The organism is Paenibacillus sp. NRS-1760 (assembly GCF_050467785.1).
Classification (GTDB): domain Bacteria; phylum Bacillota; class Bacilli; order Paenibacillales; family Paenibacillaceae; genus Pristimantibacillus.
The window spans coordinates 62810-85235 of sequence record NZ_JBITPK010000022.1; the positions used below are offsets into that span (position 1 = coordinate 62810).

Consider the following 22426-nt stretch of genomic DNA (forward strand, 5'->3'; position numbering starts at 1 on the left):
TGGATTAAACTATATCTAGTCATAGCCTTAAGCTATACCCGCACTTTTATTTGCCAATCGCTTGTTTAAGCGCCTCAATATATGCCGATCCGAGCTTGGATAAGGAAGCATTTCGCTGTGAAATCCAACCTACATTAATCGTCTCCTCGCAATCGAGCGGTACTGGAATAATCTCATTTCCGTTTAAATCAGCGCTTAGAACACCCGTCGATATCGTATATCCGTTTAGTCCAATCAGGAGATTAAACAGCGTCGCCCGATCGTTTACACGGATGCTTTTTTTATGAGTCATCGTACTTAAAATTTCTTCTGAAAAATGAAAAGAATTGTATTCGCCTTGGTCAAAGGACAAATAGGGATAATTTTGAAGCTGGTCAATGGTCACGATCGATTGATTGGCTAACGGGTTATTAATGCTGATGAAAATATGAGGCTTAGCTGTAAATAAGCTAATAAACTGTAAATTCGCCGTTTTGAGCAGCTTATTGATTACCTTCCCATTGAACTCGTTAAGATACAAGATTCCAATCTCGCTGCGCAGGCTTTTAACATCTTCAATAATTTCGTAGGTTTTAGTCTCGCGTAATGTTAATTCATATTCTTCCTGACCATACTCGCGAACCAAACTGACAAATGCATTCACTGCAAAAGCATAATGCTGAGTAGAAACCGAAAAATGCTGCGGCGAAGGCTTGGCATTCAGGTAACGGCTTTCCAACAATTCCGCCTGCTCAACGACCTGCCTAGCATAACTTAAAAACTCAACACCTTCCTTAGAAAGTGAAATTCCTTTATTAGATCTCTCGAAAATCTCTAGCTGCATTTCCTCTTCCAGATCCTTAATGGCATTGGAAAGACTAGGCTGAGAAATAAACAACCGCTTGGCTGCCTCATTAATGGAGCCTCGATTGGCGACCTCAATTACGTATTTTAATTGTTGTAGAGTCAATGAAATACTCCCTTCTAACATCCTGCTTGTCTTTCTTACATTATACATATAAAACAAGCCAAACATTGCATCCTCTGCCGTTTAAGCATAAGAAAAAGGAACCCGAATTGCAGCGGATTCCCAAACGTTCTTTAAAGCTATCGCTGGAATGCTCAATCTACGTCCTTCCTTCAATTTCTCGCTATAGCACTGCTTTCAGTACAATCATTCAATATACCTCTACTGATGAAAGGTGCGATCGATACCAGTGCTTTTAAGCCTTCTTTCTCAAAAGCTTTTTTCGCACATTCGTCAATTGCCTCTGTACTTATAAATGGCGCCAGCGATACAATGGCATTTATGCCCTCTTTTTCGACGGCTATCCTTGCACATTCATCAATGAATTCCTTACTTATAAATGGGGCCAGTGACACAATGGCATTAATGCCTTCTTTTTCAACCGCCATCTTCGCATATTCATCAATCGCACCCTGACTAATAAATGGGGCTATCGCTACGAGTGAATGTATGCCTGCTTTTTCAAAAGATAGCTTCGCGTACTCGTCAATCGCAGCTTCACTCATAAATGGAGCTAACGATACGAGTACATAAATGCCCTCTTTTTCAAACACCTGTTTTGCAAATCTGTCTATCGTCTCTTCACTAACAAAAGGAGCAAGAGCCAAAAGATCGCCTATTTCAGCAACGTCCTCTGCATTCGCAACGAATTCATCCACTTGCTCTGTTTTGAGCAATGGTGCAATTTCGGAAATATCTTTAAGGGAAACTTCATTATGTTGTAAATAATCTTCTGTTGAATGCTCCAGCATACTTCTAAGCAGTTCAGTACCTTTGCCTTCGTCCAAAATCTCATCGATACTGACATCAAAAATTTCTGCGATCTGAGGAAGCTTAGAAATATCAGGCATCGTCTCTCCCCGCTCCCAATTGCTCACCGCCTGATAACTGATATTAAGTCTGTCTGCTAAGCCCATTTGGGTAATTCCGATCTTCTTCCTTAGCTTCGAAATATTTCTGCCTACCTTCATCATATCAAACACTGTCATCACCCCTCGTTCAAGATACTTTCAGTGTATATTTGACCCTTCTTTTTGTATATCAAGCGGTGCTTGAGCCCAGAATTTCTCAAACCAGATATAATTCAAGTAGTGCTTGCAAGGCCTCACGATGCTGATTCAACCAGTTATTTCGTGTTTGAAATTGATGGAGTATATAGTTGAAGTTAGCTTCAATCGATTTTCCTGAGTAATGCTGACCTATATAAATATGGAGAACTGCAATATGATAAATCTGCGTCATGAGCTGCAAATGATTAATTTCTTGTATAGTTGCCTTGCGAAAATCGGCATAGCCCTTAATATAGGCTTCAGTCATTTCCAAAGATCCATCCGACATTTGCAAAATATGATTAAGGCTAATGGCAAATTCCATAAAACTAGCATCAATTGAAGTGAAATCAAAATCCAATACGCCACATATGTTGTTGTTTTGGGACAATAGGTTGAATATGAGCAAATCATGATGAACGAGCTGCCTTGGCAAGCTTTTTAGCTGGTGGATAGACATCTCAACGGACAAAATCGTATCTTTATAGAAGTTCAGGTGGGATTCAGAAATGTGAAATGGCGGATTTTCAATAAAAGAAGTTATATCATTACGATGGGCGAGTGGATGAAGATCATAAAGATCTGAGAAAGCTTTTCCATGGTGGTCTAGCAGATCAGTTTCATATTCGCTCAGTGTTGAAGAGATTTCTCCAACTACCTGACCAAGTTTCAAGGCTTGTTGTGTTTCTACTATTTCTGGTACACGGCCTTCAATAAATGATACGACCGCACCTAAAGTACCGTCTGCTAGTTGTATGTATTCATCCCCATTGAGCGTCCGAAGAAATACAGGCACTTGAAATGTAAGATTGCTGCCATTCAAAAACGAAGTTATTTTCGATTCCATTTCTATGCTTTGTACATTTTTCGTATAACGATCGTAGATGCGGACTACATATTTTCGATCATTGATTTTAACAATCTTCGTGAGGTTTGTTAAACCAAAAGGAACGGACTCGATTTCATAGCTCGGATGAATAAAATAAAAGTGTATTAGCTCATCGATTAATGTCTGCATCATATCCCCCTACTCCTAATTAAGGATGCTATCCTTCTATTTCCGAGCTTTCACAATGAGAAAATGAGGATTAGTCGAAAGACGATCATACCAACGCTTATACCAATCCATAGCATCTGGTTTATCTTTAAAGGCTAAATCCGGCTGCGGCTCGATGATTTGATCAATGATAAATTGGGCTGATGTGACATTCAGAATCTCTTGAAGAGGCCTCCTATAAAATGTAACCTCCACTGGGCCAGATTCTTTCTTATTCCAGGTTTCCATAAGCAGCTCGTGAGCAAAATAATCAGGTCTTTCAAAATGTTTAAAGTCCATAAATGGATGATGTACGGAGAAAACAACTTGTCCACCCGGTTTCAATATGCGATGAAATTCTTGAAAGGTTGGGGCCCAATCATCGATATAGTGCAGGGTTAATGAGCTTATTATAAGGTTGAATGTTTCGTTTTTAAATGGGAGGGGCTCCGTTAAATCACAAGCGAATGCTTCTGCCTCATGACCAACTCGCCTTTTGCATGCTTCTACCATAGCAGGACTCAAATCAATAGCTGTTACTTGAGAACCGCGCTTTAAAAATTGCTCCGTGTACCAACCTGCAGCACAGCCAGCATCAAGGACTGTAAGTGAATTCATATCATTTGGCATAAGTTTCATCATTGCTGGCCGCTCATAATAAGCGTTGTGCCCGCTCTCAGTATCCACATGCTTTTCGTAGTCTTTTGCAAGTTTGTCGTACGCTGTGACAACCTTTTCCTTCATTTTGTTCACACCCTCCTATTTCACAAATTTCACCCATAACCTATCAAAAACAAATTTGAAAAATGCCACGTAGAAATAGCTAGCGGAATAATCGATAATAGCTTAAGCCAATTCTTTTTAGCTGCAAATCCGACCACTAACATGATTACCCCTATGATTAACAATACAATTAGTGCTAAAAATGACATCTTGATGCCTCCCAGCTCGTAATCCAGCAATCATCAGCTTCCTTACAAATCAATTCTAATAAAAACCTTTTTTTGAAACGAGTACCAACTTTTTGTAGTACCTGTTCATATATGATTTCTATTATCTTGCTTGATTGTTAAGAGAAGATTGCCAGTACAAAGCGTTTAAACGAGGTTAATCAAGGTCAGTGACTAGCTCTTCTGCCCTAATCTTTAATTGATTATTTCGATGCTCCAAAAAACTTTTCATGTACTTTCTTAATATTAATCTTTCTGTGAACCACCCAATTAATCCAAACGGAGCCTCAAAAACCAATATGTCTTTCATTAATGTCATTCCATCATGTTCCTCAAATAAATGCTCATGTCTTAAACTTTTAAAAGCCCCCTTACTCATTTCGTCTACAAAAAGATAGGGTCTTTCATATTCCGTAATTTTCGAGGTTAGTTTTTGTCTGATTAGAAAATGAGTAGCCTGAAAGGTCACGGTTTCTCCTTTATTAATCATGCCTTCAATCGTACCTGCTATAGCCCTCTCCTTCGTATGTTTCCAGACCGTTTGAGTATGTACTTCTATATTCCTCGCTAAGTCAAAACAATGATGTATTGGAGCATTTATAAGAACCTCGGTTTTAACAGTAACCAATCCAAACACCTCATTAAGCTACAATTACTCTTAAAACCAGCATTGTACCCATTTTTAAATTAACTCTTTAGGCAGCCAATGATCAGAAATAATATATAAATACCTTCTCCAGCTGCAACTTCATTTTATCATTACTGGAAATTCACTGCCTGCCAGCTTGATAAAATAAAGTTAAATTTTTTTTTGGAATCTGTCGATTCTCTAATTTCTCATTCGTTGTCTAAATAGAAGCTGAGTTCATCGGTTATCTGCAAAAATAATCCAAACTATGGGATGAGAGGATGTTATAAGATGGCAAAACACACAACTTATATGATGTCGGAGGACGCAAAAGCTCAAGCTGAGTTCTATACTCATGCGCTTGGTGGAGAGATCCTGTCCGTTATGACGCATGGACAGCTTCCTGATGCAAAGGAAGAACTCAAGGATAAAGTTGTTAACTTGAGTCTGATGGCTGGAGGAATTCACTTTTTAATGTCCGATTCTGTATTTGAACCAATCATTCGCGGAAATACCATACATCTGTGTCTCGAGTATGATGCAGAGGCTGAAGCCCGCGAAGCCTTCGATAAGCTAGCTGTAGGCGGCAACATAAAGTGCCCGTTAGAACCCGCATTCTGGGGCACATTATTCGGACATATTGAAGATAAATACGGCGTAATGTGGATGATCACCACCGCTGGACCAACTGCCTAAACAATAATTGCAAGAGCAAAGCCCGCCCGAAAATAATATCGGGCGGGCTTTTTTGGAGAATTAAGAAGAACTGCATAACGGCAGCTCCTCCACCATAGTTATCCGTTAGTTGAATATATTTGAAGGAATCTCGCCATTGGAAAAGTAACGGATTACTTTATTTTTTTCTTCAGCATATTGAATCTCTTTTTTTGTACTGTTTCCTATATATCCATCAACATCAATTACGAATATTTCATCAGACATATCTATTTTTCTAAAATGCAGATGCCCTAGTAACTCTGCTTGTTCTTCTGTAATTTTAAAACCATCGCTTTGTTCAAAAAAAGCAACGCTAATAACAATATTGCCTTGAAGTGTAAGAAACGCGTTTGCTTTTTCAAATTGATCTTTGAATTTTGTAGAACCACATAAAGTTATTACCCGCATGTTCAATCCCTTTCTGATGATGCTTTTATTATAGGGTATCCATTGATAACTTCAATTCCGTTTTCATTCATCCAACACGCTGGATATTTTCAATTTGACATGTGAGTGCTGTTCAATTTGCGTTTGCAAGAAATCTTCAAATGATTCAGAGAGCATAACAATCCCCTTATCACTTCCTTCATACCACTCCAGGACCGGTGAATTGTCATTTCCATTTAACTCAAAAAATCGAATTTCATATCCTTGATGCATCGAGAATATAAATGCGTTCTCTAAAAGTATTATCGGATAATTATTCTCTCTTACTAATTCTCTAGCTTCAATCTGTAAATCCCTCAATTGCGAGAATTCAATATCGCTCCCTTGAAACAATTTCCCATGATTATGACCAGCTGCCAATAAGAATTCTTGATAAGCAAATGGTAATTTATTGCCAATCTCACTTTCCAATAAGTTAAGTTCTGCTTCTGTACATCCTTCAAATGGTATATTCGTTTGCAATTTGTTATCATGCAACAGCTTCAATATTTGATGTCTATTCAGAACAAAATCTCCTATTCTCTATTGAGTTTTCGTTAAACATAGATTATTTGCATCCATCCCTTAATGAAAATGCATAGTGATACGGTCAGCTGTTACCATTATTTCAGTAACAGACATCTGAACTTATTCTGTGTACTTAACTACTCGCCAAAAAAGGCTCTATGTGAATGTGAACGTAGGAAATGCTGTGCAATTCAGCAATACGTCTCTCAATTTGTTCTGAAATGTCATGGCTTTCGCCTACATTTAGCTGATGGTCTACGGCAATCGTTACGTCTACCAGTTTGTTATTCCCGTGAATACGAGCTTTTATATCAATTATTTTCTCTACACCTGGGGTATCGGAAACGGTTTGTTTAATGGTTTGAAGTTCTTCATGATCGAAACCGTCTGTAAGCGCATGTGAACAATCACGAAAAATATCCCATGCTGTTTTACAAATAATGATGCCTACAATTAGAGCTGTGACTGGGTCAAGCCATGGCAAGCCAAATTGTGAACCGATGATGCCAACAAAAGCGCCCATGCTTACAAGAGCATCCGAACGATTATCTTGTGCGGCCGCCATCATTGCGTGACTGTTTATTTTCTTTGCTAAACGAATGTTGTAAAGATAAACGAAATAAATGGCTATGGCACAAAATAGGGCAGTCCACGCTGCTATAATATCAGGTGATTCGATTGTTGGAGCTCTGAACTTCATCACCGTTTGATACAATACTTGTATACCAACAGCGAACATTATAAAAGAAGCGATTAGGGCAGCTACCGTTTCAGCTCTGTAATGACCATACCGATGGTTTTTGTCCGGTGGTTTCCGTGATATTTTAAGCCCGATCAACACGGCTATAGAAGCAATAATATCGGTTGAGTTGTTTAGACCATCAGCTGATAAGGCTTCGGAGCCAGTGAGGTAACCTATAATTAACTTTATTGCGGACAAGAAAATATAAGCGCCAATGCTCAGCCATGCACCTTTTTCGCCTTGTTTGATATCATCATACGTTTCTTGCACTTATTTCACTCCCAGTCGGTTTTGCAGAACAAAACCTATGTTACTTGATAGAATGCGTGTGGGTCTAGAGAAACAGTTTTGTTTTTGGCATCAAAAATAAGCTCAGACAAACAGTGTTGCACAGCCCCAATTTTTAATATCGAATCATGCAACTGGCAAATAATAAAACTGACCTTTGATTACACAAAAAAAAACAGCAGCCTTATGGCTGCTGTTTCGTTTAAATGATACGATTTTTAGTCAAAGTTTCCCGTCAGTTCAATCGTTTTTGTGGCGACACGGTCGTGAAATTCACGATCATGTTCGACGAACACAATGGTCGGTGCATACTCATGCAGCAGCTCCTCAATCTGCATCCGGGAAATGACGTCAACAAAGTTCAGCGGTTCGTCCCAAATATGCAGATGAGCCTCTTCACATAGACTTCTCGCGATCAGAACCTTTTTCTTCTGTCCACCGCTAAACGCCGACATATCCTTCTCAAACTGGATACGGGCGAAATCAAGCTTTCGCAGCACGCTTTTAAATAAACTTTCGTCGATTCCGTGCTCTGCTGCATAATCCGAAAGTGACCCTCGCAGATGAGAAGTATTCTGGGATACATAGGAAACGCGCAGCTGAGGATCAATCCGAAACGTACCCGTATAGTGAAGCGCCTCGCCGTTTAGCAGGTGGAGCACACTAGACTTACCCGAACCGTTTGGACCCGAAATGGCGATCCTATCCCCTTGTTCGATCGTCAAACTAACGTTCTCGCAAACTGATTTTTCCCCGTAATAAATCGAGACGTGATCCAGCACAGCCAGTTCCGATTTGGAATACGCGAGTTGAGAGATCACAAGGCTTTCTGACTGTTCAATATTTCGAAGCAGTTTCGATTTTTCTTCTACAGCGGCGTTTTGCCGCTGCTCAATGGATTTCGCGCGTTTCATCATTTTAGCAGCTTTGTGCCCGACATATCCTTTATCCAGCTTGGAACCGGAGTTTCGTGTGCCGTTTTTCGATTTTTCAATCTCGTGGGACCAGCCGCTTGTGCGTTTGACAGAGCTTGATAAACGCTCGATATCTTTATATAGCTTTTCGTTTTGTGCCAATTCGAACGTGTCCTGGCGAGTTTTGTTCGTCCACCAGCTGGAGAAGTTGCCTTTTTGAATTTCTATATTTGTTTTGTTGATCGATAAAATATGATCGACACAGCGGTCGAGAAATGAGCGGTCATGTGACACAAGAATAAAACCGCGCTTCGTGTTTAAATAATCACCGACGAGTTTACGTGCATGCAAGTCGAGATGATTGGTTGGCTCGTCGATGAGCAGAAAGCGATTGTCCTGGATGAACAGCACGGCAAGCAGTACCTTCGTTTGCTCGCCTTGGGACAGCGTTTCGAATGGTCGGTACAACACATCTTCCGAAACCTTAAGCAGATTCAGTTCACGCATCAGCTTCCAGCGCTCATAGTCTGGCACGATTTCTTCGATGACGTCGACGGTCAAATACTCCGGATGCTCGACGGGAAACGGAAAATAATCAAAGGCAACGGGTGCGGAGATCGTACCGCTGTATTCGTATTTCCCCTGCAGCAGGTTAAAGAACGTCGTTTTTCCCCGACCGTTTCGCCCTGTAAACCCGAGCTTCCAGTCTGTATCGATTTGAAAATGAACATTTTCGAATATGAGATCATAGCTGCCTGGATAGGCAAAAGTGAGATTAGATACTTGAATCGCGGGCATGGCGATCATCCTTTCGTATGAAAATAAAAAAGAGACGCAAGAAAGGTGCTTTCTTGCGTCTCTAATCCATACGAGGAAATACAGCCCCATTTTATGGGACTGGATGACTATCCGGATAGGGAGAGCAAACGAAATGCAGACCTTTCTTGCAGAGACGAAATAAACCAACCACAGCGGATCGCTGAGTTCGTTCTTTTCGTGATCTCACAGCAAGAAAGTTCTACATTGTATTCGTTCAACTCCCGTCATCAAAATTAGGTACAGTTTATCACAATCTTAATTTAACTACAACCTGCGAAGTCCCGTCATACGCTCTGAGCCATATCTAATTAGTTCTTTTCGATAATAGATTCTCGAAGGCTCTTAGAAAGACTTTTGACAACCAGCTCGTAAGAATGATCAATCATTTCAAAAACATCCGACTCTGGCAAAGAACCGTCGATCGTAATTGTATTCCAATGTTTTTTATTCATATGGTATCCTGGTCGAACAGCCTCATGCTGTTCCCTTAAGTTTTCCGCAATTACCGGATCACATTTTAGGTTTAAGCGAAGATGCTCCCCTTTGTCCTCAAAAATAAACGCGAATATTTTACCTGCAACTTTGATGACCAACGGTTCGAATCCGAAGGGATAATCCTTAGTCGCTCCGTTCTTCGTTAAACAGTATTCGATGATATTATTCTTCAAAACAGCAGCTCTCCTTCTACGATATTAAAATGACTCATTATGAATTTATCCTACAGCTCAGCTAATGGCTTTACAAATTTCATAATCGGTTAAATCGATATCCAATTCCATTCCTAGTGCTAGCTTAGCCAACTGATCTCCGATATAAGGTCCCATCGTCAAGCCGGAAGCCCCGAGACCGTTTACCGCAAGCAGTCCCTCCCAATCTGGAATGGCGCCTATAACCGGAAGAAAATCGGCAGTAAAAGGGCGAAAGCCTACTCTTACTTCCTGAAATGTACTATCTGCCAGATCAGGTGCGAATGGAAGACATTTGCTTAAAATTTCATGCATTCCACCGGATGTGATCCTCGTATCATAACCTTCAATATCATTTTCATGAGTTGCTCCTATGACGATTTTTTGCTGATCAAAGGCGAGCAAATATTGATCGGAAGGCGGCATAACAACCGGCCAGATGCCAGTATTCTGTTTGGCATCTGGAACCTGCAAGTGCATGATTTGTGCTTTCTGATAACTCACTTTAAAATTAATGCCCAACGGTTGCAGCAGCTGCCCTGCCCAAGCCCCTGCACAGACGATCACGATGTCAGCCGGGTAACTAATTGCCTGGGCCGTTACACCCGTTATTCGGTTGGATTGATATTCAAGCCTAGCATCCCCATAGATAAGCTCAGCCCCATTCCTCTGTGCAGATCGAAGCAAAGCATCACGCAGCGCACGGCCGTCCACACGAGCAGCTCCACTAATATGAACGGAAGAATATCCTTCGACGAGCAGCGGGAAGAGCTCTCGGGTCCGTTGTTCATCAAGCTGCGTAATCTCACCGATTTCTGGAGCTTCTTCTAAACGCTTGTAAGCTCTCGCTTCCATTTTCTCGATTTTCTCCGAATCCATATGTATACTGAGGGCGCCTACCTTGGCATATCCGGTTTCGGTTTCCCCTTCACTTTCCAGCTCTTCAATTAAAACAGGGTAATAACTTGCTCCAGCCTTAGCAAGGCGATACCACGCCTTATTGCGCCGCTGCGACAGCCAAGGACAAATAATGCCAGCTGCTGCATCCGTAGCCTGTCCTTCATCTTTCCTATCGATAATGAGGACATCTGCTCCCCGCTTAGCCAAATGGTATGCGGTTGATGCTCCAGCAATTCCTGCACCAATGACAATGATTTTCATGATGATTTCACTTCTTTCTATAATCGCTCTTCTCATTATAACGAGATCCCTCTCAAATAGAAAAAGCCGCGTATGACGCGGCAATTTAAGTTTCTCATGAGGTGCAATGGTCTATTATCTAATTTTAATCATCTGACATATCCGTTAACGATATAGGTATTTCAACATAATCAGGTCCTACAATCTTTACACCATCTTTTTCATCTGAGCCCACCGCAACCGAAATACTGAACTTATCTGACTCTTGTATTGCCTTTTTATCAGAAACTAAGTCAATCACAACCGTTCCTGTACCGTCTCCCGTTGATTTATAGGCGTCTCGTCCTCTTCCAACTTCAATTATTGCTCTCCATTTATTTTCTGTATCCGCGGTAGTCAATGTCGTTATATAGTCCGCAGGTATGGATTTTGTTTCTTTTTCAGGATAACTGCTTGTAATGTTTGAAATATACCATTTATCAGGAATATTGAAAGCAACACCACCCCAGTCTTTAGGGTCGATTGAAATCGAAGCAACAATCTGTATATGTTCCGGAATTCCTTTGTCTCCCTTGATAAATAATGTTCCTTTTGCTGATGTATTCAAATCTGTAGAATCAGAACTCACGCTAAAACTTCTAGTTTGAACTATCTTTTCGTTAACTGCTGTTTTGTGAATAAATTTCTCTTGTCTTGATGACAGCTGTAAAATTAAAATGGCCACACTAATTATTAATACAGCAAGCAAAATGTATCTCGCTTTTATAGTCATATCTGCCCTCCTTAGCAGTCCACATAACTTTATCTTTTACGAAGTAAATCAGCTTCTAAATACTTTGTAAGGTAAATCGTTACTCCCAAATGATATTGTATAAATATCTTAACATATATTGGTTTTACATCCTTATTGAATTAATCTTTCAGTTAGACACACACTTACCACTAAAATAAAAACAAACATAAGAAAAGACCGCCATCGGCGGTCTTGGACTTACAGCGACAGCACGAACAAAAAAAGCAATTCCCTCTCAAAAAGGAATTGCTTTACCTGTTGTTTTTGCTACGGGATCAGCCTGTTGTCGCAGGGCTGTTTAGTAAAAAAAGAGCCGCCCGCCGGCCGCCCCATCCTTTTTAAACTATTGCTGCTCTTTATCCAAATAACCGCTCACTAAATATGATATCATCTCAGCATTGGTGCTCCGCGGAGCGCTAGCAAAGTCATCGCGATTCGAACGCAATTGAAAATAATATGCAGCATCATTATCCTCATATAATCGTTCTCGCAATATACTCTTTTCACTTCCTAATTGATTTAAAATTTGTTCATAAAATTGTCCTTGAGTCAGCGTATCCACTGCGTCTAAATGAAAAATTCCTTTTAGCTCTTTTTCAATAATGAAGCGCAGCTGTTTAGCGAGCAAAACATCCAGAAGGTTGTTAAACATGAGATTGCTGTAAACCTCTATCTCTTTATTATTTTCGATACTATCTTTAACCGTGTTCCATCTCGGAGAATCTTTCCCCCATATCGCGGGTATTCTGACAATGATCGCTCGTTCATTCAAAATTTCTGTAAGCATGTTTTCACATTCGATTTTGAATTTCCCATAATCGGTGCCAGAAATAGGTAGATCTGTTTCAAAATGAGGCTTTGAAAAGTCCCCATCAAATACGTTCGTCGTAGAAAAGAAATACAGTCGGCTATTATGCTTAGCTAATTCCATAGCCAATTCTTTATGGAACAACAGCTGTTGATCAAACTCTCCTCTTAAGCAAGAAATAACAATATCGGGTTTAATCGAATGGATGATTTCCTTCATTTCAGCCATTTGCTCAACATCTAATTTGTACTGCTTATCAGTAGGCAGACTCGTAAATGATGAAGAATAAGTGCCATACAGGTCAAAACCGTGCTGCATTTCATCGACTAATGCTCTTCCTACAAGACCGCTTGCACCTAAAATAAGTACCTTTTGCATTATAAATACACTCCTCCAAAACACCTTTATTAGAAAACGATCCATGACTAATAAAAGATACGCAGTCACTAAAACATAACAAGCCATACTTGTTTCTATTCCTTATTTCTTCCCAAAAAAACAGACGTAAACCAGCGGATTATACCCGTTGTTTACGCCTGCTTATTTCAAGCTATTCAATTAAAAGCTGACGGAGACACACGATGCTTGGTCGCCTGCTCAAAGCCATATGCTAGTTTAATTAAGGTAGGCTCGCTGAAGGCTGTACCGATAAAGGTGACCCCTTGCGGTCCCTTGGTCGTATAGCCGCCTTCGGCAATGATTCCCTTCTCCGCATAACCGCCAGGCACGGTAATGACCGGATAACCCGCTCTTGCGGCAAGATCATCGCCATCATCATTGCCTAGGAACAACAACGCATCCAGTTGATGCTCCTCTAATGCGAAGTCTATTCCCTGCTTGCCTGCCAGCTCTTTATTTCTCAAAACACTATCGACATATTCCTGTTCGGTCAACGTTCCGCTCGTTTCCTCCGCCGAAAGCAGCGTATCCTGCCCATATTTTAAAGCAATGTCTGCGTGCTCTTCATTATAAGCAATTAGCTCCTTCAAGGAATGAACCGGAACCGATTCATTCAGCTTTCCGAGGTAGTCATTGATATATTTTTTGAATTCATATCGCAGCACATGCCAATCCCATTCAACCTTCTCACACGGCAGCTCAACGGGATCGATAATCGTCGCGCCAGCCTGTTTCAAAACCGCAATAGCCGACTCCATGATCGCAAGCCTGTCTTCGTCCAAATCTTTATAATAAAAGCGCGGAATTCCGATTCTTGCTTGCTTTAAATAACTAGCATCAAGGAAAGGCGTATAGTCGGAATGGGCTTGCTTTGCCCCATTTACCGTAACCGCATCTCGCTCATCGGCGCCTGCCAATGCTCCAAGAAGAATAGCCGCATCCGTTACCGTTCTAGTCATCGGACCTGCCGTATCCTGAGTGTTTGTAATCGGTATAATGCCCGCTCGGCTTACTAACCCAATCGTTGGTTTAATTCCTACTAAGCTCGTTTGGCTTGCAGGGCTAATGATGGATCCCGAAGTTTCCGTTCCAATTGCAGCAGCTGCCAAGTTGGCGGCAACCGCAGCGCCTGATCCCGAGCTTGAACCGCCAATGAACAGCTCTCCCGGACCGTATGGGTTAAGCACAAGGCCTCCTCTTGAGCTGTATCCCGCCCACATCGTGCCTGACATGAAATTAGCCCATTCTGTCATGTTCGCTTTGCCTAGCAGAACCGCACCTGCGGCACGTAATTGCGAAGCAACAAAGGAATCTTCCGCAGCATATGAATTCGCTAAAGCTACTGATCCCGCGCTTGTGTGCATATTGTCGTTTGTATCGATGTTGTCCTTGAGCAAAATCGGAATACCGTGCAGGCTGCCACGACTCCCTTTTTCTTGTCGCTCTTTATCTAAAGCTTTGGCAATTTCAATGGCATCGGGATTCATTTCCAAAATAGATCGAAGAACGCCATCATATTTGCTGATTCGCTCCATATATAACTGGACCAGCTCTTCTGAGCTTATCCATCCCTTTTCCATTGCTGCTTGCATGCTTGTAATATCCGCTTCCACAATCCATGTATCCTTATTCTCGATCACTTGATCATCCCCTTAACGCCGCTTCTAATAACCTACAAACCTAATCATATCCATTATTAGAGCAGCTGTCAGCGTAGAGAATGGGTATAACTAAGCTTTCCGGCAGCAGCTGTACGACTCAATGGAATCGCTGCCTTCTGTTATCGTTCCACCTTTTGAGAAACACTTATCGTAGATGTTCCCTTTCTTTTACCGAATGCCCCCATGTTCGTGCCCAGCACACCAACAACGATAACTGCAGCGCCAATGAAATGGTAGTATGCCAGCTTCTCGCCGAGAAACACAAATCCACCGATAACAGAGACCAACGTAGCCAGATGATTAAATACGCTCACTTTAGACGCTTCAAGCTTGGATAAGGCGTAATTGCTGAGCAAGCTGGATACGAGCGAAGAGAGTACGCCCAAATATAATATCGATAGGAGGAACACTGGACTGGCAAATGGCTCAAAATAATGAGCAATCGTTCCTTTGGCGACATGTTGGCTTATTGCGATAAAGTTAAATACAAGGAAGCCAATAGCCGTCATCATATACGTCATCGTCATTACCTTCATGCGACCAGAGAGTCTCCTTGCTAGTACGCTATAGCCGGCCAAGGAAAGAGCTGACAAAAGTATGAGCAAGGTGCCTTTAACATTAGAAATATCGATTGACGTCCCCTTCATGACAAAGATGAATATAACCCCTGCAACGGAGAGCAGGGTCGAAAGCTTCTGCACCTTAGTCGTCCGCTCCTTCAAGAAATACGCTGCGGCAATCATCGTGAAGATAGGCACTGTGGCATGAATAATGCCTGCTTCTGCGGAGGATGTAAACTGTAATCCATAGGCTTGGAAAGCAAAAAACATCGACGGATAAAAGACAGCTAGCGGAAGAATGCTTAGCATATCCCGCGCTTTAAGCTGCAGCTTGATCCAGCCGAATGTGACTGGTATTGTTGCCGCAATAAAAGATATGGTGAAGCGGTGGGCGAGACTGTCCAGCGGACTTGTAACCGTCAAGGCTATTTTTCCGAAAAGAAAAGAAAGCCCTACAATTGTGGAATAAACAATAATCGCTGTATACGCAAGCCGTTTCGACTTCAAATCATTGTGTGTTGACATCATGGTATACCTCCTAGTAACTGTTCGCTTTATATAGGTATCGTATCTCCAAAGCTGCACATGCTACAATATACAAAAAAGCCATCTGTATCGGTACAGATGGCAGGAGGCACTGTTAAAATGTACTTTTATTTAAAGCTCATGAATGAGCTGGAGGAGCTCATTGCAACGCAGCCCTATAAGGATGGGCAGAAGCTCCCTTCCATTCGAGCGCTGGCAGGGCAATTCAGTTGCAGCAAGAGCACAATTATTAAAGCTTTGGATGAGCTGGAGAAACGCCATCTCATTTATGCGATGCCAAGAAGCGGCTATTTTGTTGTAAAAGGGATGAACGCCGCTCAAGATGAAGCAACCCGCCTGCTCAACTTTGCAGCATCGGCGCCCGATCCGGCATTGTTTCCTTATTTGGATTTTCAGCATTGCATTAATAAAGCCATCGACACTTACCAGAAGGACTTATTTGTTTATGGCACCGCCAAAGGAATGGATTCCTTGATTGATATCGTTCGCAAGCAATTGATGAGCTATCAGGTGTTTGCACCAGAGCGCAATATCTTTGTTGTCTCCGGGGTTCAACAGGCGCTGTCTCTGCTTGCATCTATGCCATTTCCGAGCGGCAAGCAGAAGGTGCTGATTGAGCAGCCAGGTTATCATTTGTTTATAGAGTATTTACAAACACGGCAAGTACCCGTAATCGGCATCGAGCGTCGTTTCTCCGGCATTGATTTCAACAGGCTGGAGGAGATCTTTCGCACAGAGGACATTAAGTTTTTTTATACGATGCCGCGGTTTCACAACCCGCTTGGCTGCTCCTATTCGAAGAAAGAGAAGCAGCTGCTCGCTAAGCTGGCCGCCAAATACGATGTATATATCGTTGAAGACGACTTTCTAGCTGATTTCGAACAGAACAGCAAAGCCGATCCGATCTACACTTATGACGACTCCTCTCATGTCATCTATTTAAAGAGCTATTCCAAAATTATATTTCCCGGCCTTCGTATCGGTATTGCGGTCATCCCTGATTTACTTGCAGAAGCGTTTCGCCTATACAAAAAACAAGACGACATCGACAGCTCCATGCTGTCGCAAGCCGCTCTTGAAATCTATTTGCGCAGCGGCATGTTCGAGCGTCATCGCGCCAAAATCCGCGGGAAGTACTCGGCAAGGGCGAAGCTTCTCGATACGGCGCTTGCGATGGAAGCTTCACGCAGCAAAGGTGCCTTCACCTATGAGCGATCCAAATATCCGATCGTTCATACTCATATTTTGCTTCATGAAACCATTTCTGTCCCGCTCCTAATCAGCAAATTGCGCAAGGAGGACGTACTGGTTGATGCCATGGATCGCGACTACTTGTCTACTTTTCAGAGGGCAAATCTATTGAAGCTTAATGTGACCAATGTGATTGAGGGGAACATTGAGAGCGGCATTGAACGGATCGGCAGCCTAATAGCCCAATCCGCTCGCCTGTAACGATTAGAATTTTTCTGATACAACCTTCGCCTGCGTGAAGAGCAGCAAATAATCACGCCCGCCCGCCTTCGAATCCGTACCTGACATATTAAATCCGCCAAAAGGATGGACGCCAACTAAGGCCCCCGTACACTTACGGTTAAAATAAAGATTGCCGACATGAAACTGCTCGCGGGCCTGCTCCAATTTGCTGCGGTTCCGCGAGATGACGGCACCCGTCAGCCCATAATCGGTGTTGTTCGCGATAGCAAGCGCTTCGTCAAAGCTTCCCGCTTTAATAAACGCGAGTACCGGCCCGAATATTTCCTCTTGCGCGATGCGGGCAAGCGGAGCGACATCCTTAATGATTGTAGGTTCAATGAAATAACCGCTGCTATCTCCAATTTTGCCGCCATGCACGATGATTCCTTCGCTGCGCCCGACCTCGATATATTTTAAAATGCTCATGTAGGCTCGCTCGTCAATGACCGGTCCAACGTAAGTAGACTGCTCGCTTGCTTTCCCAAGCTTTAGCCGTTTTGTTCGTTCAACAACCTTATCAATAACCTCGTCATAGACGAGTTCATGCACAACAGCACGCGAGCAGGCCGAGCATTTCTGTCCTGCATAACCGAAAGCGGATGCTGTAATCGCATCGGCCGCCAGCTCAAGATCCGCCTCCGCGTCAACAATAATCGTATCCTTGCCGCCCATCTCTGCAACGATGCGCTTCAACCATTTCTGATCCGGCTGGCCGATAGAGGCTTTCTCGTTAATACGCAGGCCTACCTCCCTTGACCCCGTAAAGCATATAAAGCGGGTTAATGGATGCTCCACCAAAAAATCACCCACCTCATTTCCCGCGCCGGGCAAGAAATTCACAACACCGTCAGGCAGCCCTGCCTCCTCCAGCAGCTCAACAAATTTCGCCGCGATAACAGCCGTCGCGCTGGCCGGCTTTAATACTACCGTATTGCCGGCAACAACCGCCGCCATGGTCATGCCCGCCATAATCGCAAGCGGAAAATTCCATGGCGGAATAATAACGCCAACGCCAAGCGGGATATAGACTAGCTCATTATCCTCGCCTGATACAGCAACAATAGGCTGACGCTCTGCAAGCCGTTCCATCTCCCGCCCATAATACTCCAAAAAATCGATGGCTTCAGCTGTATCTCCGTCGGCCTCCGCCCAGCTCTTGCCCGCTTCATAAACGAGCCAAGCAGAGAACTCGTGCTTACGCCTTCGCAGTAACGTCGCTGCTTTATACAATACTCTCGCCCTCGCAGAAGGCGTCACTTTTTTCCAATGCTCGAAAGCCTCTGCGGCGGCAAGTATAGCTTTATGCGCAAGCTCGGAATCCGCCTGTGAGACGATTCCTACAAGCTGCCCAACATCAGAGGGATTGATTGATTTCCGCTTTTGAATCGTCTCGATGCGGTCGGCACCAATCCTTAGAAAATACTCTTGGCCCAGCTCCAGTTCAACTTTGCGCAGCGCCTCCTGAAAATCATTAATATGGTCGAGTACCGAAAAATCGGTAAATGGTTCGTTCTGATATGGCTCCCGCATAGCTCAGTTCCTCCTGCTCATTCGAATCTTTGCTAGTCGCTTGAGGCTCTTTCCCTTGCTTCACAAAATCTGTTCGCCGAGCAGCGAGCCAATTAGCTCCACCGCAAGTTTAGCCGTCTGGTCATTATGGTCGAGGCTTGGGTTAACTTCCACAACTTCGGCTGATGTGACCAGATCCGATTGATAAAGAAGCTCAAGTGCAAGATGCGCTTCACGGTAGCTGAGCCCGCCCCTGACAGGCGTGCCCGTACCTGGTGCCTCAACCGGATCAAGGCTATCAATGTCAAAGCTGACGTGGACGCCATCAGTCGTTTGCTTAAGCTGCTGTATCACCTTCTCCATCACGCGAGCAATACCAAGGCGATCAATATCATGCATGGTATAACAAGCGATGCCTAAAGATCGGATATAGGCCTTCTCGCCGGAATCAAGCGATCTGGCTCCGACAATTGCGACATGCTCTGGCTTTATTTTGGGCGAAAATCCTCTTAAATTCGTTAACAAAGGAATGCCTCTGCCAAGGCTGATGCCAAGCGACATCCCATGTATATTGCCCGAGGGACTTGTATCCTCCGAATTCAAATCCGAATGCGCATCAAACCAAATGACTCCAAGATTTTTAAAATGCTCGGCTAAGCCAGCAATCGTCCCAATGGAAATGCTATGATCTCCGCCTAGCACTAACGGGAATTCCCTTGCCGCAACGATCTCCGATACGCGCTCAGACAATCGGCTGGTCACTTCGTGCACCTCAGACAAATGTTTGGCATTTACGGATTGAAGCGGCGGTATTGGAGTGACTAAGCCAATCTCGCCCGCTAACCGATGCGGGATGTGAAGCTCCGCCAGCTTGCGGCTAAGCTCTGCCGCCTGCAATATATGCGCTGGACCAAGCTCCGCACCGGGATTCCCTGCCCCTTTCCCAAAAGGAACAGCAACGATTGCCACCTGTTGAATGCTCATCGCCGTCACGCTCCTGCCTGTATGCTATTCGCGAAGACCGTTTGAATTTGTTCGAAGGCAAAGTCGAGCTCCTCTTCCGTGATGATGAGCGGCGGTGCCAACCGAATGACATGCTCATGCGTTTCCTTGCAAAGCAGTCCCAGCTCCATCAGCTTCTCGCAATAAGGCCTTGCAGGCGTCGAAAGCACAATGGCGATGAACAATCCGCGTCCTCTAATTTCAACAATGTCCGGATGGCGCAATGTAGCAAGCTTGCTCATCAAATACTGCCCCAACAGCTGTGAGCGGTCCGCCAGCCCTTCCTCTTCGGTTACTTCAAGCGCTGCAATCGCAACAGCGCAGCTAAGCGGATTTCCTCCAAAGGTTGAACCATGAGAGCCCGGCTCGAATACATCCATAATGCTCCCGTTCGCGGCGATAGCCGATACAGGCATGACCCCTCCACCCAGCGCTTTCCCCATAATATAAATATCAGGAATGACATTTTCCCAATCGCATGCGAATTTTCGTCCTGTACGCCCGAAGCCGGTTTGAATCTCATCTGCCACAAGCAGCACCTGCTGTTCTGCACATAGCTGAGCAACAGCAGCAAGAAATCCATTCGGAGGAATCCGAATGCCCGCCTCGCCTTGAATCGGCTCAATCAATATCGCAGCGGTATTCGGCTGCATCACCGCCTTCACTGCCTCCAGGTCGCCATATGGAACAACACGAAATCCAGGTGTAAAGGGGCCATAACCTTGCTTATATTCCTCCGTTGAGGAGAAAGACGTCAGTGTCAGCGTTCTGCCATGGAAATTGCCCTCAAAAGCGATGATTTCAGCTTGATCATTCGGTATTTGCTTGACGCCGTAAGCCCAGCGACGTACAGCTTTGATCGCCGTCTCAACTGCCTCTGCCCCTGTATTCATAGGAAGAATTCGTTCCTTGCCGGTATAGGCTGCCAGCTTCTCGCAAAACGCACCAAGTGCCTCATTATGAAAAGCTCGTGATGTAATCGTGACCTTATCCGCCTGCTCCTTTAACGCTCTAATGATCCGAGGATGTCGATGCCCTTGATTCAATGCCGAATAAGCGCTCAACATATCCATGTAGCGCGCACCTTCTGAATCCTGCACCCATACGCCCTCTGCGCTGCTAATCACAATCGGCAGGGGATGATAATTATGGGCGCCAAATTGCTCTGCCAGCTCAATATCCTTATTTGCCCTGTTCATCACCTGCTCCTCTCTGCATGCACCGCAAAAAATAGCTGTTTTTGAATTTTATGCGGTTAAGGGGCGACAAATAACAAAGGGAACCGAGGATAGGCTTAAAGTAACAATTTCACTTGTACAAATCCGCGAGGCTTGCTTTAATAATATTTGGGGGAAAGGGGATTGAGTGATGAAAAACAAAAAGGTTTTTCTTACAATGCTGATTAGCCAAATCTTGTTTGGATTGTTTACGATCGTTTGGCTTTTTGTCGCGTTAATGTCTGTTATGATGTTCGACTCGCCAGGTTCAGAAAATCTATTCTGGCCTGTGCTTTTATTCATTGTGATTTGGCTTTATCCGGTAGCTCTTATTTTGTCCATTATTGTAAGCTGGGTGCTTTATCGGTTCAACAAAATGAAAATAGCGGTTACCATCGCAATGGTACCGCTCATTTGGGTGCTGCCTCTTTTCGGTTTTTTAATCTATGCCAATGTCAGCTGATCGATGACATGGCTAAAAAACGTTGCCAGCCCTGCTCCATATTATTGCGTGTCCATTGCAGATGATTAACATCCTCATACTGCCGGAATGAGCACTCTATACAAATAATAAGATCCAAATAAAGATCATAGAGTGCTCTGCGCCCATGTTCTGCCGTAGTCAGCTGCGTTATTCCATAACCTTCAAGGAACGCAGCCGTGTTACAGAAGTGACTAAAATAATGCTCCATTAGTGGATCGCCCCAAAGTGCACGCTCAAAATCAATAATTCCTGTAATCGCTCCGTCTTTTATAAAAACATTGCCGTCCCATAAATCCCAATGAATGAGCCTCGGTTCCGTTACTTCATCCAGCACGCCAAGCCTACGCGCAACCTCGCTTCGAATCGTATCGTATTCCTCAGTCAGCCGCACACCTTCACTTTCGCCATCTGCAAGCACGCCAAGCAACAGGCTGTGAAAAGCCTCTCTCCATGTGCGATTCGCTTCATTGTTAGCCGCATATAAGCCAAATCGCTCTCCGTGAATTTCATTTAATTGACGGTTATAGATACCTAGCTGATAATCGATCTGATTACGCTGCTCATCGGTCAGGCGATCCTTCACTTTGTTATAAGGTTCGCCATCCAGCATCTCCATAATGAAATACTCGCAGTTTACGATCGATTCCGAAGCATCATGGACATAAACAGCCGGTACTGGAATCACGCCCATTTGCTTCACCAATCGCAGCACCTCAACCTCTGCTTTCATCAAACCTTGCTCATAGCTCATCAGTTTCGCAGACGCTAGCGGCGCCGCTTTCACGATAATTAATCGCCCGTCATCCAGCATGACTTGATAGGCTGCGTTCGCCCATCCATCCGTAAGTTCTTTAACAGCAATGGCAGCTTGTCCAAAAGCTTTCGATGTAATCGCTGTCATTTCACTTTCTGACAGCTTCCTCTTTATTCCGCTATCCATCGTTTCTCATCCCCTATACATGGATTTCGCAACTGCTGCGGCAGGCTATGCGCAATAGAGCTAATAATTAGCTCTATTGGCACAGATGGTATACTGAATTATGTA

The 22426-nt window shown here is 43.6% G+C and carries 22 protein-coding genes; 3 read left to right on the forward strand and 19 right to left on the reverse strand.

Annotated elements, in window-relative coordinates:
- Positions 1-46 precede the first annotated feature (46 nt).
- From ACIFSR_RS32240 to ACIFSR_RS32260, 5 genes are all read right to left on the reverse strand, one after another.
- Positions 47-949 carry a LysR family transcriptional regulator gene (locus tag ACIFSR_RS32240; protein ID WP_076267414.1) on the reverse strand — a complete coding sequence of 301 codons (903 nt, stop codon included), beginning with the start codon at positions 947-949 and terminating at the stop codon, positions 47-49.
- A gap of 170 nt (positions 950-1119) precedes the next feature.
- Positions 1120-1980 (reverse strand): helix-turn-helix domain-containing protein, encoded by an 861-nt coding sequence (locus tag ACIFSR_RS32245; RefSeq protein WP_430063310.1) that lies wholly within the window; start codon positions 1978-1980, stop codon positions 1120-1122.
- 94 nt (positions 1981-2074) lie between these two features.
- Positions 2075-3076 carry a phosphotransferase gene (locus ACIFSR_RS32250; protein WP_339204956.1) on the reverse strand — a complete coding sequence of 334 codons (1002 nt, stop codon included), beginning with the start codon at positions 3074-3076 and terminating at the stop codon, positions 2075-2077.
- 33 nt (positions 3077-3109) lie between these two features.
- A complete protein-coding gene (locus tag ACIFSR_RS32255; RefSeq protein WP_430063261.1) occupies positions 3110-3835 on the reverse strand; it encodes a class I SAM-dependent methyltransferase in 726 nt (241 codons plus the stop codon).
- Positions 3836-4198: 363 nt separating this feature from the next.
- Positions 4199-4669, reverse strand: a complete 471-nt coding sequence (locus tag ACIFSR_RS32260) for an SRPBCC family protein (RefSeq protein ID WP_339204960.1) — start codon at positions 4667-4669, stop codon at positions 4199-4201.
- Between the two features lie 291 nt (positions 4670-4960).
- On the opposite strand from ACIFSR_RS32260, the gene ACIFSR_RS32265 reads away from it, so the two are divergent.
- Entirely contained in the window at positions 4961-5365 is a 405-nt protein-coding gene (locus ACIFSR_RS32265; protein ID WP_430063263.1) for a VOC family protein, read from the forward strand.
- A gap of 105 nt (positions 5366-5470) precedes the next feature.
- Here the strand turns inward: ACIFSR_RS32265 and ACIFSR_RS32270 are convergent, their stop codons facing one another.
- The 10 genes from ACIFSR_RS32270 to ACIFSR_RS32315 form a co-directional block, all read right to left on the reverse strand.
- Positions 5471-5794, reverse strand: a complete 324-nt coding sequence (locus ACIFSR_RS32270) for a hypothetical protein (protein ID WP_430063265.1) — start codon at positions 5792-5794, stop codon at positions 5471-5473.
- A gap of 63 nt (positions 5795-5857) precedes the next feature.
- Positions 5858-6295, reverse strand: a complete 438-nt coding sequence (locus tag ACIFSR_RS32275) for an SMI1/KNR4 family protein (RefSeq protein WP_430063267.1) — start codon at positions 6293-6295, stop codon at positions 5858-5860.
- Positions 6296-6473: 178 nt separating this feature from the next.
- Positions 6474-7352, reverse strand: a complete 879-nt coding sequence (locus ACIFSR_RS32280) for a cation diffusion facilitator family transporter (protein WP_339204963.1) — start codon at positions 7350-7352, stop codon at positions 6474-6476.
- Between the two features lie 236 nt (positions 7353-7588).
- Positions 7589-9082, reverse strand: coding sequence for a ribosomal protection-like ABC-F family protein (gene abc-f / locus ACIFSR_RS32285; protein WP_339204964.1), 1494 nt, complete (start codon positions 9080-9082; stop codon positions 7589-7591).
- 329 nt (positions 9083-9411) lie between these two features.
- A complete protein-coding gene (locus ACIFSR_RS32290; RefSeq protein ID WP_339204965.1) occupies positions 9412-9771 on the reverse strand; it encodes an MmcQ/YjbR family DNA-binding protein in 360 nt (119 codons plus the stop codon).
- A gap of 57 nt (positions 9772-9828) precedes the next feature.
- Positions 9829-10953 (reverse strand): NAD(P)/FAD-dependent oxidoreductase, encoded by a 1125-nt coding sequence (locus ACIFSR_RS32295; RefSeq protein ID WP_430063312.1) that lies wholly within the window; start codon positions 10951-10953, stop codon positions 9829-9831.
- A 121-nt stretch (positions 10954-11074) separates the two neighbouring features.
- Positions 11075-11701, reverse strand: a complete 627-nt coding sequence (locus ACIFSR_RS32300) for a hypothetical protein (RefSeq protein WP_339204966.1) — start codon at positions 11699-11701, stop codon at positions 11075-11077.
- 364 nt (positions 11702-12065) lie between these two features.
- Positions 12066-12908 (reverse strand): sugar nucleotide-binding protein, encoded by an 843-nt coding sequence (locus ACIFSR_RS32305; protein ID WP_339204967.1) that lies wholly within the window; start codon positions 12906-12908, stop codon positions 12066-12068.
- A gap of 176 nt (positions 12909-13084) precedes the next feature.
- Positions 13085-14569: an amidase family protein gene (locus ACIFSR_RS32310; RefSeq protein ID WP_430063271.1), complete on the reverse strand. Its 1485-nt coding sequence runs from the start codon at positions 14567-14569 to the stop codon at positions 13085-13087.
- Between the two features lie 140 nt (positions 14570-14709).
- Entirely contained in the window at positions 14710-15678 is a 969-nt protein-coding gene (locus tag ACIFSR_RS32315; RefSeq protein WP_430063273.1) for a DMT family transporter, read from the reverse strand.
- A gap of 117 nt (positions 15679-15795) precedes the next feature.
- Between ACIFSR_RS32315 and ACIFSR_RS32320 the strand changes: the two genes are divergently transcribed.
- Positions 15796-17148, forward strand: coding sequence for a PLP-dependent aminotransferase family protein (locus tag ACIFSR_RS32320; RefSeq protein WP_430063275.1), 1353 nt, complete (start codon positions 15796-15798; stop codon positions 17146-17148).
- A 3-nt stretch (positions 17149-17151) separates the two neighbouring features.
- Here ACIFSR_RS32320 and pruA read toward each other — a convergent pair whose 3' ends face one another.
- The 3 genes from pruA to ACIFSR_RS32335 are packed head-to-tail and all read right to left on the reverse strand — an operon-like array spanning position 17152 to position 20879.
- Positions 17152-18699 (reverse strand): L-glutamate gamma-semialdehyde dehydrogenase, encoded by a 1548-nt coding sequence (pruA, locus tag ACIFSR_RS32325; RefSeq protein ID WP_339204971.1) that lies wholly within the window; start codon positions 18697-18699, stop codon positions 17152-17154.
- A 60-nt stretch (positions 18700-18759) separates the two neighbouring features.
- A complete protein-coding gene (gene rocF / locus ACIFSR_RS32330; protein WP_339204972.1) occupies positions 18760-19662 on the reverse strand; it encodes an arginase in 903 nt (300 codons plus the stop codon).
- A gap of 5 nt (positions 19663-19667) precedes the next feature.
- The gene (locus ACIFSR_RS32335; RefSeq protein ID WP_430063278.1) at positions 19668-20879 is read right to left on the reverse strand and encodes an ornithine--oxo-acid transaminase; all 1212 of its coding nucleotides are present in this window, start codon (positions 20877-20879) and stop codon (positions 19668-19670) included.
- Between the two features lie 169 nt (positions 20880-21048).
- On the opposite strand from ACIFSR_RS32335, the gene ACIFSR_RS32340 reads away from it, so the two are divergent.
- The gene (locus ACIFSR_RS32340) at positions 21049-21360 is read left to right on the forward strand and encodes a hypothetical protein (protein WP_339204974.1); all 312 of its coding nucleotides are present in this window, start codon (positions 21049-21051) and stop codon (positions 21358-21360) included.
- Here ACIFSR_RS32340 and ACIFSR_RS32345 read toward each other — a convergent pair.
- Complete coding sequence (locus tag ACIFSR_RS32345) at positions 21353-22321, reverse strand: phosphotransferase family protein (RefSeq protein WP_430063280.1); 969 nt, start codon at positions 22319-22321, stop codon at positions 21353-21355. The two genes, ACIFSR_RS32340 and ACIFSR_RS32345, sit on opposite strands and share 8 nt — an antisense overlap.
- Between the last annotated feature and the right edge of the window lie 105 nt (positions 22322-22426).